This window comes from uncultured Psychrobacillus sp. (assembly GCF_938022135.1).
GTDB lineage: Bacteria > Bacillota > Bacilli > Bacillales_A > Planococcaceae > Psychrobacillus.
Genome location: NZ_CALIED010000036.1, coordinates 1 through 16417 on the forward strand (window position 1 = coordinate 1; position 16417 = coordinate 16417).

General features: G+C 36.7%; 15 protein-coding genes. 6 read left to right on the plus strand and 9 right to left on the minus strand.

Going from position 1 to position 16417, the window contains the following annotated elements; translation table 11 throughout:
- Positions 1-304: 304 nt before the first annotated feature.
- A complete protein-coding gene (locus tag Q0371_RS07860; RefSeq protein WP_298470088.1) occupies positions 305-865 on the plus strand; it encodes a GNAT family protein in 561 nt (186 codons plus the stop codon).
- 124 nt (positions 866-989) lie between these two features.
- On the opposite strand, the gene Q0371_RS07865 is transcribed toward Q0371_RS07860, so the two are convergent.
- From Q0371_RS07865 to Q0371_RS07875, 3 genes are all read right to left on the minus strand, one after another.
- Entirely contained in the window at positions 990-1937 is a 948-nt protein-coding gene (locus Q0371_RS07865; protein WP_298470090.1) for an alpha-L-glutamate ligase, read from the minus strand.
- Positions 1938-2209: 272 nt separating this feature from the next.
- On the minus strand, positions 2210-3805 hold the full coding sequence (locus tag Q0371_RS07870; protein WP_169360505.1) for a catalase: 1596 nt from the start codon (positions 3803-3805) through the stop codon (positions 2210-2212).
- Between the two features lie 87 nt (positions 3806-3892).
- Positions 3893-4447 carry a hypothetical protein gene (locus Q0371_RS07875; RefSeq protein WP_298470092.1) on the minus strand — a complete coding sequence of 185 codons (555 nt, stop codon included), beginning with the start codon at positions 4445-4447 and terminating at the stop codon, positions 3893-3895.
- A gap of 389 nt (positions 4448-4836) precedes the next feature.
- Between Q0371_RS07875 and Q0371_RS07880 the strand changes: the two genes are divergently transcribed.
- From Q0371_RS07880 to Q0371_RS07895, 4 genes are all read left to right on the plus strand, one after another.
- Complete coding sequence (locus Q0371_RS07880) at positions 4837-5094, plus strand: hypothetical protein (RefSeq protein WP_298470094.1); 258 nt, start codon at positions 4837-4839, stop codon at positions 5092-5094.
- Positions 5095-5121: 27 nt separating this feature from the next.
- Positions 5122-5862 carry a gluconate 2-dehydrogenase subunit 3 family protein gene (locus Q0371_RS07885; RefSeq protein WP_298470096.1) on the plus strand — a complete coding sequence of 247 codons (741 nt, stop codon included), beginning with the start codon at positions 5122-5124 and terminating at the stop codon, positions 5860-5862.
- Between the two features lie 28 nt (positions 5863-5890).
- Entirely contained in the window at positions 5891-7633 is a 1743-nt protein-coding gene (locus Q0371_RS07890; protein WP_298470099.1) for a GMC family oxidoreductase, read from the plus strand.
- A gap of 111 nt (positions 7634-7744) precedes the next feature.
- Entirely contained in the window at positions 7745-7945 is a 201-nt protein-coding gene (locus Q0371_RS07895) for a twin-arginine translocase TatA/TatE family subunit (protein WP_169360510.1), read from the plus strand.
- A 171-nt stretch (positions 7946-8116) separates the two neighbouring features.
- On the opposite strand, the gene Q0371_RS07900 is transcribed toward Q0371_RS07895, so the two are convergent.
- Complete coding sequence (locus Q0371_RS07900; protein ID WP_298470102.1) at positions 8117-8728, minus strand: TetR/AcrR family transcriptional regulator; 612 nt, start codon at positions 8726-8728, stop codon at positions 8117-8119.
- 238 nt (positions 8729-8966) lie between these two features.
- Here Q0371_RS07900 and Q0371_RS07905 point away from each other — a divergent pair, with 238 nt between their 5' ends.
- On the plus strand, positions 8967-9731 hold the full coding sequence (locus tag Q0371_RS07905; protein WP_298470104.1) for a DUF817 domain-containing protein: 765 nt from the start codon (positions 8967-8969) through the stop codon (positions 9729-9731).
- 159 nt (positions 9732-9890) lie between these two features.
- Here Q0371_RS07905 and Q0371_RS07910 read toward each other — a convergent pair whose 3' ends face one another.
- From Q0371_RS07910 to kynU, 5 genes are all read right to left on the minus strand, one after another.
- Positions 9891-11501, minus strand: a complete 1611-nt coding sequence (locus Q0371_RS07910) for a glycosyltransferase (protein WP_298470106.1) — start codon at positions 11499-11501, stop codon at positions 9891-9893.
- Between the two features lie 197 nt (positions 11502-11698).
- Positions 11699-13087, minus strand: a complete 1389-nt coding sequence (locus Q0371_RS07915) for a protoporphyrinogen oxidase (protein ID WP_298470108.1) — start codon at positions 13085-13087, stop codon at positions 11699-11701.
- A 519-nt stretch (positions 13088-13606) separates the two neighbouring features.
- A complete protein-coding gene (kynB, locus tag Q0371_RS07920; RefSeq protein WP_298470110.1) occupies positions 13607-14233 on the minus strand; it encodes an arylformamidase in 627 nt (208 codons plus the stop codon).
- A gap of 12 nt (positions 14234-14245) precedes the next feature.
- Entirely contained in the window at positions 14246-15100 is an 855-nt protein-coding gene (gene kynA, locus Q0371_RS07925; protein ID WP_298470112.1) for a tryptophan 2,3-dioxygenase, read from the minus strand.
- Positions 15101-15114: 14 nt separating this feature from the next.
- Complete coding sequence (gene kynU, locus Q0371_RS07930) at positions 15115-16383, minus strand: kynureninase (RefSeq protein WP_298470114.1); 1269 nt, start codon at positions 16381-16383, stop codon at positions 15115-15117.
- Positions 16384-16417 lie beyond the last annotated feature (34 nt).

Here is a 16417-nt window from a genome sequence, read left to right on the forward strand (position 1 = left end):
GCGTGGTTGTGATGTCTTATCTGTCTCACTCATCCCGTAGGAGTCGCCGTCTGGCACTCCAATCAATAAATGGAACAGCTTTATCATCGATTAATCGCTAAAAATTTACTAGCATAAACAAAGCTTCAAAATGGTCACCAACCCCAATTTCATCATCTATTTATATTTAACAGACATTTGAAAGTACCTTTGTTTATGTTTACAGTCACTATAAAAAAGAATGGTTAGTCAAAATAAACCCATATCTTTAACAAAGCTAAATAAATTATAATGAAAAGAACTAACAAAAGGAGGAGGTTATGGAATGGAAATTCAAACGATTTACGGGGACTTGCCACAATTGGAAACAGAAAGACTCCTACTGCGGAAAATTACGTTAGGTGATGCAGAGGATATGTATACATATGGATCCGATCCAGAAGTATCTAAGTATGTTACTTGGGATCAGCACAATACAATAGAGGACACGAAGGTATTCATTCATTTTATCCTAAAGCAGTACGAGAAAAAAGATATTGCACCGTGGGGGATTGAATACAAGGAAACAGGTCAGTTGATCGGAACTATCGACTTCGTCCAATGGCAAATTAAACATGATAGTGCTGAAATCGGATACGTTCTTTCCCCTGAATACTGGGGACAAGGGTTAACTACTGAGGCTGCCGAAGCATTAATCCATTTTGGCTTTAACCACATGGATTTAATACGCATACAGGCTAGATGCTTTGTCGAGAATGTCGGCTCCTCGCGTGTAATGGAAAAAGTGGGGATGTCCTATGAGGGTACTATGAGAAAAGGGATGAAAGTAAAAGGGAAACATGTAGATTTGAAAATTTACTCCATTTTAAAAGAGGATTTCTCTTAAAATATCACATAACTATTTAAGGAGAGGCATGAAATTACGGTGCCTCTCCTTTATTTATTAATTATAGCTATGTTAAAGTGATTGGTTGATTTTGATAAAAGTTGCTCACAAATTAACCATAGCCTTAGTTAAATGCTTTTAAGCTTTCTAGTGTTGCTCCTAGAAATTTAGCAAGCTCTAGCATGCCATATTTTCCAGCCTTTTCCTCAGCGTCCGCATTATAATTCGTATTCGTGTTTACATCATAGGTGTAGACTTCACCATTACTATCCCGTATGAATTCAATACCTGCAACATCTATTTTGTTTTGTTGAAGGAAGGCTTCATATTTTGCAATCCATCCTTCTTCTAAATCTTCTTGGATTTCAAACTTTGGTTTAACAGTTGGCTCCTCTCCCACTGGACAGAAGGCATCACCAATTTGACACGAGTCAGCCGGGCAGAGTTCAAATCCCTCAGAGGTATCGACTCTAACAGCATATAAGTATTTTCCTCCGACAAACTCTGCTCTTGTAATATACGATTCTGGAGATTGAATATACTCTTGAATTAATGTAATGCCATCCACAGGTTCATCAAACATTGGGCCATTAATATATTCCTTTAATGCATCGACTGTTTGGAATAATTGAACCCCTAGTCCTTTCCCTGCTCTATTATGTTTGGTTATAAAAGGGACAACCCCTAATTTCTCGGCAGCAGAAACGATGTGTTCCTTACCAACGGCAGCTATTGTTTTAGGTGTTCGAATACCGCTTGCTTCTAATGCTGCATACTGATTGATTTTACTCAGTTCCAAGCTTAATGCTTTTGTTCCATTAAACACTGTTCTTCCATGATGTTCTAACCATGTAAGCATACCTCCAGCCAATTCTGGTGCATACCTATGCCCCCTAGTATGAGAAGATGCGCTCATGCGGTTATAAAATACACCGTTTGGTGGTTCGACCGTTAAGTCTACAATTCCTTGGTCTAAATGCCAACTTTCATAAGGCAGATTAAGTTCCTCTAATCTTTTAGTTAAATGAATTGTCCACTCATCATTTTCATGAATAATATAAATTTTTGACATATCCTACATCTCCTCATTATTAATCTATTTAAAGTCTAAGAACAACAAAATTATTATATTATCATTAGTATATAGGAACTCTATTCCCTAGTACAACAATAGGTTTTAAAAGTAAGAAAAATAAGAAAAGCTCTCTGAATTTTTAAATCCTTAATCTCCTTAGGCCTTGTCATTTCCCCCGTAGCTCTATAGTTACCAACTGAGAAAAAATAAAAACGTGAAATCAAGGAACGATTTCACGTTTGTTTATATTAGAGTATTAAATTTTTATATCAATAAGGATCAGCTTCATGACTATTTTCTACCGCTTGCTGTGGAGCTTTTTCTCCATTTACGTCCCCAAGTGGATGTTGACTAGAGCCACCTTTAGGTGCATTTTTTAAGCCTTCCTTAAGAAGTCTTCCGTACTCTTCATCCGCTTCCTCTGCTAGAGCAATCATCTTATCCTGAATTCTTGGGTCACACTTAGAGAGATCATTCACTAGGTTAGACAGTAGCTCTGTCTTCTCCCACTGTTCAAAATTACGATAGGTTTCCCCTGCTTGCTTCGTATTACTTTGGCGATCTATCGATTCTCTAACTAAGTTTCCTTTAATCATTGGGGTGTATTCCTTGCCAGTTTGTTCAGCCTCATGTAATCCATCTAAAATAGATGGCTCGTAGTTAATATGAGGGTTTTGGAAAGGGCCTCTATCTAATCGGTATGCCATTTGGCCGCCTGTTTGATTGGTTGCCACACGCTTTTTCGGTGCATTAATAGGCAGCTGTAAATAGTTAGCTCCTACTCGATGACGTTGAGTATCAGAATAGGAGAAGGTCCGTCCCTGAAGCATTTTGTCATCTGAGAAATCTAATCCATCTACTAATACCCCTGTACCAAATGCTGCTTGCTCCACTTCCATGAAATAATCCTGAGGATTACGATTTAACACCATTTTCCCAACTGGCATCCATGGAAATTGATCATTCGGCCATAACTTTGTATCGTCTAACGGATCGAAATCTAACTCAGGGTGTTCACCATCACTCATAATTTGAACGTTTAACTCCCACTCAGGGAAATCTCCCTTTTCAATAGCATCATATAAGTCTTGAGTAGCATGATTGAAATTCTTCGCTTGAATTTCTTCAGCTTCTGATTGAGTTAAATTACGAATTCCTTGTTTAGGCTCCCAATGATACTTGATCAGGACTCCCTCACCGTCTTTATTTACCCATTTATACGTATTTACCCCTGAGCCTTGCATCATGCGATAATTCGCTGGAATTCCCCAAGGCGAATAAATGAATGTAACCATATGAAAGGACTCCGGAGAGCTTGCACAAAAATCAAAAAATCGTTCTGCATCTTGAATATTTGTAACAGGATCTGGCTTAAATGCATGAATCATATCAGGAAATTTCATCGCATCACGAATAAAGAAAATCTTTAAGTTGTTTCCTACTAAATCCCAGTTGCCATCCTCCGTATAAAATTTCACAGCAAATCCTCTAGGATCACGTAGCGTTTCAGGTGAATGTCCTCCATGAATAACGGAAGAAAAACGAGCAAAAACCGGTGTTCTTTTTCCTTTTTCCTGGAATAGCTTAGCTCTAGTATATTTCGATATACTTTCATTACCAACTGCTCCGTACGCTTCAAAATACCCATGTGCTCCAGCCCCGCGTGCATGAACTACACGTTCTGGAATTCGCTCTCTGTCAAAATGACTTATTTTTTCTATGAAGTCATAATTTTCAAGCGTTGCAGGACCACGGTTTCCAACTGTTCTTATATTTTGGTTGTTCGTAATTGGATGTCCCTGTCTATTTGTCAGCGTATCCTCGGTCTCACGATTAGTCTCGTTGTTAGAATGATCTTTTTCCAATTTTTATCCTCCTAGCTTTAACTTTACTTCTATTCCATTCTGTCCAAATGTATAAGTAAATATTCCAGCATAGGAAAAAGGAAGGAGTTATAATACGAACTCTTTTCCTATTAAAATAATCGATTCTTCCACTAAAAAGTGCATTAGCTTACCTTCATAAATTAGTTCGATGTCAGGATATTCAGCAAATTGATGCGGCTGAACAGAAGATGGTTTAGCTATATCTATAGTTGACTCGTTCAATATAGTAGCAACAAACTGCGAACAAAAGAAGGCATTCTCCCTTTGAATATTTAACTGAAGAGCAATTCCAAACAAACCAAGCAAGTTATACTTATACTTCTTTTGCTTTGCTTTAAAAGTAAGCACCTTGTCACGCATCCGATCATATTCATCCAAAGATACTTTGTATTTTAAAATGGAACAATTAGCATGATACAGTAATCCACCACGAGCATCTTCCTGCACAAATCCTCCGTTAATAGGATTGTATCGTTGCTTTCTTCCAAAGCTATACATTTCCTTCAATTGCTCATCAAAGGCAATCGATGCGTGATTTTTGTTTTTGCCTGTATACAATCCTATTACCTTAGAAAACCACGTACCCGAGTCACTCAATATAATATAAACTGCCTTCTCCATCTTCCCACCCCACGAACAATACTTCTTTTTCCTTTATCATCTCTTAACAAGAAAATATTTAGAAGAGACTGCAGATTGAAAAGAACTAAGACCTGAGACGTATTCATTAAAATGATGGTTAGCAATAAAAGGTATACATAACCCCTTATACAATACCTATTAATTACAATAATTGGATAAAGACATTACCAAACACCATTTATTATTGTAATAAATTATGTAATTCACTCTCTTAAATAGACACTTCTAATGATTCTGTTGCGTAGGTAGTCGATTCTCACATTATTAATGATTGAAGATAAAAATTTAAACTGATAAAATTCTTTCGTTACATAGTTCTATATGAAATAGTATCAAAAGAAACTTTTACCTTATAAAGGAGGATAATAATGACTAATTACAATAGAGAAGAACTAGTTCTATTAAATCAAATCCTACTAGCTCTATTTCTAGTAGCAGATTTTGCCCTATTTCTTCATTTCTCCAACAGTTCTTTCCCTTGGTTTGCATTACTTGGTGCGGGCATTGGTTTAGCTATTATTGTTCTTTGCTGGGCAGAGAAAGTACAAATCTATTTTATTGCCAGTTTGCTATTTTTTACAGGCTTCTTTTTACTAATCTACAATTGGCATTCGATATTCCATTAAGCAAATCATAATAGGGGGTTAACAAAAATGTCAGAACAAGATAACAAACAAACTTTTTTAGATAAACGTTCTTCAAGACGGAAGTTCATCAAAAACTCTGGACTTACAGTTGGAGGTTTAGTACTAGGTGGTGCACTTGGTAGTTTAGTCGGCGGCAAGACGGAAGCTACACCTACTGCATCCACCGCGCATAAAACTGTAGATTATAGTGAGACTCGTCAGTTTTTTGTTCGTCAAAAGGACTTTGATGCATTAGCTGCTGCCACTGAGCTAATCTATCCAGAGGATGAACATGGACCTGGAGCAATTGCTTTAGGAGTACCATATTTTATCGACAAGGCATTAGCTAGCCCATGGGGAACTAATGCGGATGATTACCGCAAGGGACCATTTAAGGCTGGTGAGATTCCTTTGGACAACAGTGAAATTATACTTCAAGGTGTCCGTAAGCTAAACGAGGTTTCTGAGAAACAGCATGATGGAACTTTATTTAAAGATTTATCAGAGGAACAACAAATTGCGATTTTAACTGCATTCCAAATGGGTGAGGTAGAAATGCAATTCATGAACTCTGCAGTATTCTTCACTAATTTAAGAACTCTAACACTTCAAGGGTGCTTTGCTGACCCACTATATGGTGGAAACAAAGACATGGCTGGCTGGAAGATGAAAGAATTCCCTGGAGCTCAAATGTCTTACACTGCCTATTTAGATGAAGAAGAATTCGTTTCAATAGCACCTGTTAGTCTAGGTGGACATCAACACTAAGCAATTTAAAAATGGAGGTTACTAAGTTATGGTTACAAAATTACCAAAAGTAGATGTTGTAACAACTGGTATGGGTTGGACTGGCGGAATAGTTGCTGCTGAGCTGACTAAAGCTGGTTATCAAGTAGTTGGTCTTGAACGTGGAGTTGAAAGATCTATTGAAGATTATCTTCATGGACACGATGAACTAAAATACAATGTACGTAAAGAACTAATGCAAAAACTAAATAAAGATACAATTACTTTCAGAAACACATTAAATGATGAGGCAACTCCAGTCCGCAGTGAAAATGCGCTAGTTGTAGGTACAGGTACTGGCGGCGGTGGTGCTCACTGGGGCGGTCAAACGTATCGTTACTTCCCATATGACTTTGAAATTCGCAGTAAGACAATTGAAAAGTACGGCGAAGGTAAAATCGGGAAAGATGTAACTATCCAAGATTGGGGTCTTACTTACGATGAAATAGAGCCATACTACTCTAAGTTTGAACAAATGGCTGGTATTTCTGGGGAAGTGGATCCTATGGCAGGTCCACGATCTATTGATTACCCTACTCCACCTTTAAAGAAACTTAAGCAAATGAAAATGTTCCATGAAGCAGCAGAAAAGCTTGGTTGCCATCCTTTTGTAGTTCCTACAGCAAATGTATCCGAGACATATGTAAATCCAGATGGAGAACAACTAAACGCTTGTCAATATTGCGCATTCTGTGGTAACTATGGTTGTGAATACGGGGCTAAAGCAGATCCGATTGTTACTGTAATCCCTACAGCTAAGAAGACAGGTAACTTTGAATTACGCACTCACTCTTTAGTTACTCGTGTACTATATGAAAATGGAAAAGCAACAGGCGTGTTGTACAAAGATATTAGAACTGGTGAAGTATTTGAGCAACCAGCTGATATCGTTGCTTTAACAAGCTATACATTTAATAACGTTCGTCTACTTCTTTTATCAGGAATAGGACAACCTTATGATCCTAAAACAGGTACTGGCGTAATCGGAAAAAACTACACAGATCATCATACAATTACAGGAGCAATCGGTTACTTTGAAAAAGAAAAATTCAATAGTTTCATTGGAACAGGTTCATTAGGTTCAGCGTTTAACGATTTCAATGCCGATAACTTCGATCATAATGATGTCGATTTTATCCATGGTGGTCAAGTAGAGATGCACTTATTTGGAAACGAACCAATTGCGAACAATCCAGCTCCTTTTGGAACACCAACTTGGGGTAAAGAATTCAAGAAAAACTCATTACATTACTACCATAGAAATGTAAGTGTTGTTTCACAAAGAGCTATCTTACCGCATAAAGAACATTATTTAGATTTAGATCCTGTATATAAAGATGATAATGGAGATCCATTGATCCGTGTTACATTCGACTATACAGCAGAAGACCATAAGCGTAATGAATTCCTTGTAGAAAAATGTGCCGAGGTAGTAAAAGAAATGGGTGCTGACATAATAGACGTAATCCCAATGGCAGAACATTTCGGTGGAAGATTCACATTCCAACATGATGCTGGTGGAGCAATTATGGGTGAGAATCCTGAAACGTCTGCAGTAAATAATTATCTTCAAATGTGGGACGCAGAAAACTTATTTGTATGTGGAGCATCTGCTTTCCCTCACTTTGGACCAACTAATCCAACACCAACAGCTGCTGCCCTTACTTACAGAGCAACAGAAGGTATGATTAAATATCTAAAAAATGGTGGCGGACAATTAGTAGCAGCAAAAAAAGAAAAAGAATTAGTGTAATCTCTATATAGATTAGTCAACGAATCTAAGCTAGGGAAGACCATTTTTCTGTAATGATATGTTATAGTAAACGTGCACGGTCATTCAAATTACAGACAAGGAGGAAACAATATGCCAAATATAGGTATCCCGGGTCTAATACTAGTTTTAATTATTGCTCTAGTAATCTTTGGTCCTTCCAAACTACCTCAACTAGGTAAAGCGGTAGGTCAAACCTTAAAAGAATTTAAAACTTCTACGAGAGATATTATCAATGATGAAGAAAAAGATGATAAAAAACTTGTAGACTCTGAAAAAGAAAAACAAATATAATATATATTTACAAGAAAGTGGGCTAGTAGCTGTAAATACTAGCCCACTCTTTTTGTGAGATTTATTAAGTGTGAGGTTAAAAACCGATAAAAAAAGGCACTTTCTGTTCAAGGAGAACAGAAGTGCTTTTTCTTATAAATTGCCTATGGGAAGTTTTGTTTTCCTAGCATCTCAATTTCTATTAGAAGGTTTATCTAGCTTAAAGGCACTTTCTGAAGTTTTAAAGATTTCTAAAAGTGTATCTGCAATTTCTTCTGGCGATTCTATACAGCCCTCTTGTAGCCATTCTATAATCACTCCGTATGACCCATACATTTTATAAGTATTGAAGTGTTTAATCCCAATGACTTCATTGGACTCATTTAGATAGGTTATTCCGTAGAATATTTCCTTGAATTTATTTAAAAAACACTCTTGAAAGCCAGGGATTGAATCTTTTACATATAAAAGACTATAAACACTTCTATGATCATATAAATGTTTGAAGAAAGCATTTGATGTAGAAATAATTTTGCGATAATCTACAACTTCAGTGCCTAAAAAGGGACTGTGAAAGGCATATTCTAAATCCTTTAAAGTTTCTAGCACTAGCTCCTCCGCAAGATCCTCTTTATCTTTATAATATATATAAAACGTACTTCGATTGTAGTCTGCTCTTTCTACTACATCCGTAACGGTAACGTTTTTATAGCCTTTTTCTTTCACCAATTCTATAAAATGAGACTTGAATATTTTCTTTGTTCTTCTCACTCTTCTATCAACCGTACTATTTTCAGCGTTCACATACATTCTCCTTCGTTAAATTTACCCCTTATTACGGACATTTAATATATCTCTGATTCACGAGGAATATTATATCCTATTAAGCGTAATTAAGGTAGGAATATTTTCTAAACATTTATCGAAACCAATAGTCCTTATAGACTATCTAAGTTCAGAAACTTCTTCTTTTTCTATTCGTCCCCTTTTATATGTATTTGTTTAAATCAAAAAGACCATCAGTTAGGAGGTAAACCATGACGTGAAGAACTTTATTTATTTTGGTTACCTGCAAGCCATTTCATGCATTTTTCCTGTAATTATTTTTGGAGCTTTAGCGCTTTCCAAGATATTTTCTATACCTTATTTGCCTCGCTATGACTTCATCCTCATTATTTGTATTCTTGGCCAGGTCTTTATGCTAGCATCTAAATTAGAAACTTGGGATGAATTTAAGGTTATTTGTTTATTTCATGTGATTGGCTTAGCATTAGAACTATATAAAGTACATATGGGTTCATGGGCTTATCCAGAGGGTGCACACAGTAAAATTTTTGGTGTCCCGCTTTATAGCGGATTTATGTATGCAAGTGTAGCAAGCTACATTTGTCAGGCATGGCGAAGATTTGACCTGCATATTTATCGATGGCCCGCATCCATCTTTGCAGTGCTGATAGGTGCTTTAATATATATGAACTTTTTTACACACCATTACTTTTACGATATACGCTGGATTTTAAAGGCACTCTTATTCCTCATATTCTTCCGGACTATCGTCAGTTTTCGTGTAAATGAAAAGATTTATAAAATGCCTATTATTCTATCCTTCTTATTAATTGGTTTCTTTATTTGCGTTGCTGAGAACATAACTACTTTTTTAGGAGCTTGGCAATATCCTAACCAAGAGCAAGTATGGTCCATCGTTCATATTGGAAAGATTAGTTCTTGGTTTCTTCTAGTAATTATAAGCATAATAATAGTTGTCCAGCTAAAAAGAGTGAAGAGTGGCACAGAAGTTGTACGTTAAATCTATTTTCTCTAAATCAATATTGACCTATGTAAATACGAGGGTGATTATGAAAAATCACAATCATCCTCGTTTTTTAAACTTTTATTTGGGCACTTCAGTTAAGAACAAATGTTTAGAAGATGTAAGAAGATTAGTTTAAATAATTTGGTTTATATCCTATATAATTTTCTTCATATATTCCTCTATTTGATCTACTACATGCTCGTATCGAAAGCTTAATGCAGTTTGCCTTCCATTTTCGGCTAACATTTTCCTTAGTTCCATATCATTCAGAAGTTTCTCCAAATGCCCTGCTAATTGATGAGTATCTCCAGGATCCGCCAATAAGCAATTATAGCCATCAATCACAAACTCCCTTACTCCTCCACAATCTGTTGTTACTACAGGCAACCCACAAGCCATTGCTTCTAAAGGAGGCATTCCAAAGCCTTCGTAAAGCGAGGTAAATAAAAAGAGATCAGCTTCTTGGTAGCTTTGCACTAAAACGTCTTGAGGAGGATGGACAATTAATTCCATAGGAAAATTCGTAGTGTAACCAGGATGCGATTGACATACCCATTTCACCTTAAACTTATAACCTTTATTCCATAACAAATCCAATGTACTTATCGCATCGCCAAATGCTTTAAATCCATGATTTGGGTTGCCGACTAATAGAATAGTTGGTATTTCATTAACTTCTATCTTGCTTATCGGTCTATAAACTTCAGTATCTATCCCATTAGGAATAATCTCGGTATCTAAGCCATATTTAGTTTTCAATATATGAGCAATACAGTTAGATACACTTACAACAGGCAATCCCGTTTTATAGCAATTTTGTAAAGTATTTCTTATTTCTTCATAATTACTACCGGGGATATCGCCAAATAACCACTCATGCCCTTGTTCCCAATAGAAAACTGCAGGCGATACATCCTGTAGCTCCGCCATTTGATATACCCATCCTACGACAACTATGTCGCACTCCTCTACATAGCTATTTGTTGGTACACCATAAGGGATAATAACCTCCTTATCCACCTCAAGATCTGACCAATAAGGGATGACCTTCTCCTGTTCCAAATTACCTCTTAAAAACGCAGTTATGTGGTGCCCTTTTTTGCGAAGCATTTCCATTTGTGATAACAGCATCTTTACTCCTCCAGTTAAGCCCTGGTGAGGTAAAAGATAACCAATCTTTAAATGGTCTTTTAAAGAAGAAGATTTCTTCCGAGGGGACGGATATATTTTAAATAAACTTGCGCCATTATCATGAATTTTTACCAGACTATATCTAAAATCATAATCAATGAAGTCAATGATGTTCCACCGACTTTTATGGGTTTCTAGATCATTCCCTAAGTATTCCCCTTGCACTGCCGGATATAGCGGGGTCGATATAATAATAGATTTATTCGTGATTTTTAATAAATCGTCTATTAGTCGCAACCCGTCTTTTTTATCGAAATGCTCCAGTACATCTATCAATAAGAGAGTGTCATATCTCTTCGTTAAAGTAGGAAGCACCTCGAAAATATTCCCATAATAAATATTATTATATACATAGTCATGTACTGGATTATTATATTCCTTAAAACCTTCTATACCATCCAATTGAAGATGCCAGGAATCCTTTTCATAACGTTCATAAGGGATATCAAAAACTTCCCTTAGTAATAATCCATATTTCCCAAATCCAACACCTATATCTAAAATCGATCCTGGAGCGTCTTTTACTACTAAGTTCACTATTTCAGGGATCGCTTGATACCAGCTTGTAGGCATAATTTGTGCTCCTTACTGTTTTTTTATAACAAACCTAACCTCATACTTTCTATATGTATGATTTAGTTACTCGCTTAGTTACTCGCTTAGTTACTCGCTTGATCCAAACAATAGACCCATTCACTTGAGCAGAAAGACAGAAAAGGACATCCCAAAGATTTTCTTCCTTGGGATGTCCTCTGTAATATTGTCTTGCATTACTTTATATTATCTATAATTCGTTCCGCTGTTTCTTTACCATTTTTGATACAAGGTCCAATCCCTACTCCATAATATGAGCAGCCAGCCAATATGATTTGAGGGAATAGGTCATTCATTTTTTTCTCAAGGGATTTGATCGCTTCTGCATGCTGCAAATGATAATTTGGCATCATATCGTTCCATTTTGTTACCTCAACTACCTGAGGAACGCCATCTAGCTTAAGACTATTTCTTATATCCTTCATCGCAACCTCAATTAGTTCTTCCTCAGTCATATGCTTCATCTGTGTAAATTCTGGGTTTGTACTCTTATAAAACATACGAACCAATAACTTACTGTTTTTTGAAGTATGCGTCCATTTACGGCTAGTCCATGTACAAGCATTACATTTCACATCTGAGTTTTCCGATACAATATAACCCGTACCCTCTGCAGGTAGCTTCTCGTCAGGTATATCAAAACCAAGATAAATACTAATGAGAGACGAATTTTTAAGTTTATTGAAGTCAGTATCTAATTCCTTATGCTTCAGTACTTTTTGTGCTACGTCATGAGGTGTTGCTAAAATAACATAATCTGCTTCTACTACTTGATGATCCGATAATGACACATAATACATACTATCCTTTTGCTCTATATTAGTGACATAAGCGCCTTTAATAATAGTAGAGTCTATAAGCTCTTTTTCTATACCGTCAATTAGTGTAGACAAGCCATCCTTAAAGGAAATAAACTTCTTATTAGCAGATTTTTGAAATTGTTCCTTGTTAGCCCCAAGTCCTTTGATAATACTACCGTATTGATTTTTATAATCGACCAAATAGGGCAACGTTGTTTCCATAGTCAGCTTGTCCAAGTCTCCGGAATATACGCCAGAAAGAACAGGAGCAACCTGTTTCTCCACAAGCTCCTCCCCTAAAAAATGCTTTAAAAAAGAGCCAATAGAGCTTTCCTTCGTAAACCCTTCGTTCGGCATATCTAAATCCTTTAAGGCTTCCTCTTTCCCTTCATCTGACACAAGGGTACTACTTTCAAGCGATTCTACACTTGTAGGAATCCCAAACACAGAATCAGCTGGAATGGCATGCAGTTCATTATTCGTATATAAATAAGAAATTCCTGTTGCATTATATACTAGCTCATCCCCTAATCCTAGCTCCTCCACTAAAGGTAATACTGATTCATGACGCGCGACTATAGAATCTGCGCCTACCTCCATAATAAAGTCATCCTTATGTACGGAATGAATCTTGCCTCCTAAGTATTCATTTGATTCGATCAAGGTCATTTCAAATTGTAAGGATTTTTCATTTTTGAGCTGGTGCAAATAATGCATGACTGAAAGTCCTGTTATTCCCCCACCTACGACAACTACCTTTTTCAAAGTAATCACTCCTCCTGTGCTTCATACATACCATGTTATCTTAAGTATAAACATGTATAAAAGGATATAGTATGATTTCTCTCACTCTCCAGGATGATTTTGAAGGAACGTTTACAGGATTGTCAAATTTAATCTAATAGGAGGCAGCCGCTATAGTAATTTTTGGTGTTATTTTAAAAAGCTTTGTTAAAGTTATAGGTTGATTTTGACTAACAATTCTTTTTATATATAGACTGTAAACATTATATAAGTGACCTTCAAATGACAAATAAATTATGAAATTGGGGTTGGTGACAGTTTTTCGGCTTTGTTTAAGCGAGTAAATTTATAAGCAATTTATCGATGCATCAAAGAGGTTCCTATTTATTGATTGGAGCGCCAGACGGCGACTCCTACGGGATGAGTGAGACAGATAAGACATCACAACCACGCGCGTAAGCGATGGGTGATGGCTTATCGCTCACCCCGAGGAAAGCGTCCGGCTGGGGCGGAAATCAATTCTACTCTCTGATCTAAGATTTAAAGTGCTCTTAGAACAGCTCTGACCGGACTTCCATCTGCTCCAACTATTTTTAAGGGCAACGCGATTAACTCATACTCCCCTTCCGCAACATCTTGCAAGTATAGGTTTTCGATAATATTTACTCCATGCTGATATAAAGTATGGTGTATCGGAAGTTCCTTACTTTCAATATCATCTACAGAAGGAATATCCAAGCCCAATAAAAATATCCCCTTTTCTTGTAAAAACTCACCTATATTCTCTCTTAACAAAGGTATGGAGCTAGGAAACTGTTCAACATTCGTCACTTTTTTCGTTTTCAATAACAATCGTTTTGTACCATCTAAATGAAAGCCTTCTAATTCCTCACGACCAATCAAGTCCAAGCCTGTTACATCAACGACTTTAGCTGTTCCAATATAATTATTAATATTTAACTTTTCTATCGTATCGGCACTATTATTAAAGTGAAATGGTGCATCTGCATGAGTTCCGGTATGCACACTTGCTGTAATCTGTCCTATATTCACGGAACCTGTTTGTTGCTTAGTATGCACCACTTCAAAGCTAAATGGTGTGTCTCCTGGCCAAACCGCAATTTCTTTAGATAATGGTAGCGTAATATCTATCCACCTATTAGACATATTCCCTCACCCCTATAGATTAGTTCGCAAATCCCATAACTCTGGAAAAAAACGATGATCTAGAACCTTTCGTAAATAATTTACTCCAGAGGAGCCCCCTGTCCCTACTTTAAAGCCAATAATTCGTTCCACTGTTTTCATGTGACGGAATCTCCACTGTTGTAGCCAATCCTCAATGTCTATTAACTTTTCTGCCAGCTGATAAAGCTCCCAATGCTGATCAACATTTTTGTATACTGTCTTCCACGCCTCAGCGACACTGTCGTCACCGGAATATGTGATTGAGTAATCCCTTTTCAATAAATCAGGATTAATAGGAAATCCTCTTCTAGCCAAACAGTCAATGGACACATCATAAATACTTGGTGATTCAAACGCCAACTTCAGCTCTTCGTGTAGTGCCGTATCCTTTTCGTAAATTTTTAATATATGGGCTGTTTTGTACCCTAGAGCAAACTCAATTTTACGATATTGATAAGACTGAAAACCGGATGACTTCCCTAAATGATCTCTAAACTCTAAATATTCTGCAGGAGTTAAAGTAGACAATACATCCCAGGCTTGAATTAACTGTGATTGTATTTTTGTTACTCTCGCTAACATTTTAAATGCTGTTTGTAAATGATCCTCTTGAATAGCTTGAATAGCACTAGTCAATTCGTGAAGAATAAGCTTCATCCATAATTCATTCACTTGATGAATAATTATAAAAAGCATCTCATCGTGATGAGTAGATAACGTATTTTGACTAGCTAAAATGGTATCCAGTTTAAGGTAATCTCCATAGGTCATATCCTGTACAAAATTCGTATGAATCCCGTTTTCGTTAGATTCTCTCTCTTCAGAATTAGCAATTGGATTAGACAAAAGCTTTCCCCTTTCTAGGCTATTACTTCTCTTTCATTATCATATTGGGAGTATTCCTTCTTTTCCATAATTTCTTTTAATATATTTACAGTTTTCCAAACCTCTTCAAACGTGTTATATAGAGCTACAGGTGCCAAGCGTATACCATTAGGAGGGCGGTAATCAGGAATTATATTCCTAGATTTTAACGCTTTGCATATTCTTGCTGCCTCCTTATGCATTAGAAACAGATGACCACCTCTTTGTTCTCTTTCACTTGGTGTAATAATTGTAAATTCAAAGTTACTTAGCTCGTTCTCTATTAGAATTCTCATAAATTCTGTTAGTTGCTTTGACTTTGACCTTATTTTGTGTATGCCCACCTCCCCAAACATTTCGAGAGAGCCTAACAAAGGGGCAGCACTTAATATATGAGGGGTTCCTATTTGAAAAGAACCAGCTTGGCCAGCAGGTGTCATGAAGATTTCTAAATCAAATTGCTTCTCTTTTTGAGAGCCAAACCAGCCTGCAAGTCCTGGCCTCTTGCCAAGATGCTTTTGATTTGTATAAAGACCACCTACAGATCCCGGACCTCCATTTAAATGCTTATAAGTACACCAAAACGCAAAATCCACTCCCCATTCATCTAAAGAATGAGGAATTGCACCAATCGAGTGGCAAAGGTCAAAGCCAATTAAAATATCTCTTTTATGTGCTTCATCTGTCAGCTTTTTTATATTTAAAATTTGGCCACTTCTATATAGAACACTAGGTAATACAATCATGGCTACTTCTTCAGTCATTGCTTCTATTATATCTTCCTCGAGTAAAAGCCCATCCTTCCCCTTCACCATTACAATATCCTCTTCTGGTGATTTCGCATGTAAGGATAGCTGACTGCTAACAGCATACAGATCAGATGGGAAGTTCAGTTCATCTACTACAATTTTCGTTTTCTTGCCTTGAGGCTTATAAAAGGTAGCGATTAACTGATGTAGATTAGTTGTCGTGGAACCTGTAATTATTACTTCCTCTGGCATAGCTCCTATCAATGGGGCACACATTTCCCCAAGCTTTTCAGAAAGATGAAACCAGGGATGCTCACCTTTTGTCCAACCATCAATTCCAAAATTTTTCCATGAATCCAATAAATTTAAAACGGCTAATTCAGCTCGTCTAGATAAAAGTCCTAGCGAATTGCCGTCCATGTATATAGTATTTGCTGGGATATAGAACTCTTGACGATAATGATTTATATCATCCTCTTGATCAAGCTTTCTAGCGAATTCGATAGTACATTCCATTCATGCATCATCCTTTTACCGAATTTTCTTTCTA

Bases quoted from the DNA above. Each gene is read 5' to 3' on its own strand.
- kynB (WP_298470110.1), bottom strand. From the start codon at position 14,233: ATGTCTAATAGGTGGATAGATATTACGCTACCATTATCTAAAGAAATT.
- kynU (WP_298470114.1), bottom strand. From the start codon at position 16,383: ATGGAATGTACTATCGAATTCGCTAGAAAGCTTGATCAAGAGGATGAT.
- Q0371_RS07860 (WP_298470088.1), top strand. From the start codon at position 305: ATGGAAATTCAAACGATTTACGGGGACTTGCCACAATTGGAAACAGAA.
- Q0371_RS07895 (WP_169360510.1), top strand. From the start codon at position 7,745: ATGCCAAATATAGGTATCCCGGGTCTAATACTAGTTTTAATTATTGCT.
- Q0371_RS07910 (WP_298470106.1), bottom strand. From the start codon at position 11,501: ATGCCTACAAGCTGGTATCAAGCGATCCCTGAAATAGTGAACTTAGTA.
- Q0371_RS07890 (WP_298470099.1), top strand. From the start codon at position 5,891: ATGGTTACAAAATTACCAAAAGTAGATGTTGTAACAACTGGTATGGGT.
- Q0371_RS07885 (WP_298470096.1), top strand. From the start codon at position 5,122: ATGTCAGAACAAGATAACAAACAAACTTTTTTAGATAAACGTTCTTCA.
- Q0371_RS07880 (WP_298470094.1), top strand. From the start codon at position 4,837: ATGACTAATTACAATAGAGAAGAACTAGTTCTATTAAATCAAATCCTA.
- Q0371_RS07865 (WP_298470090.1), bottom strand. From the start codon at position 1,937: ATGTCAAAAATTTATATTATTCATGAAAATGATGAGTGGACAATTCAT.
- Q0371_RS07875 (WP_298470092.1), bottom strand. From the start codon at position 4,447: ATGGAGAAGGCAGTTTATATTATATTGAGTGACTCGGGTACGTGGTTT.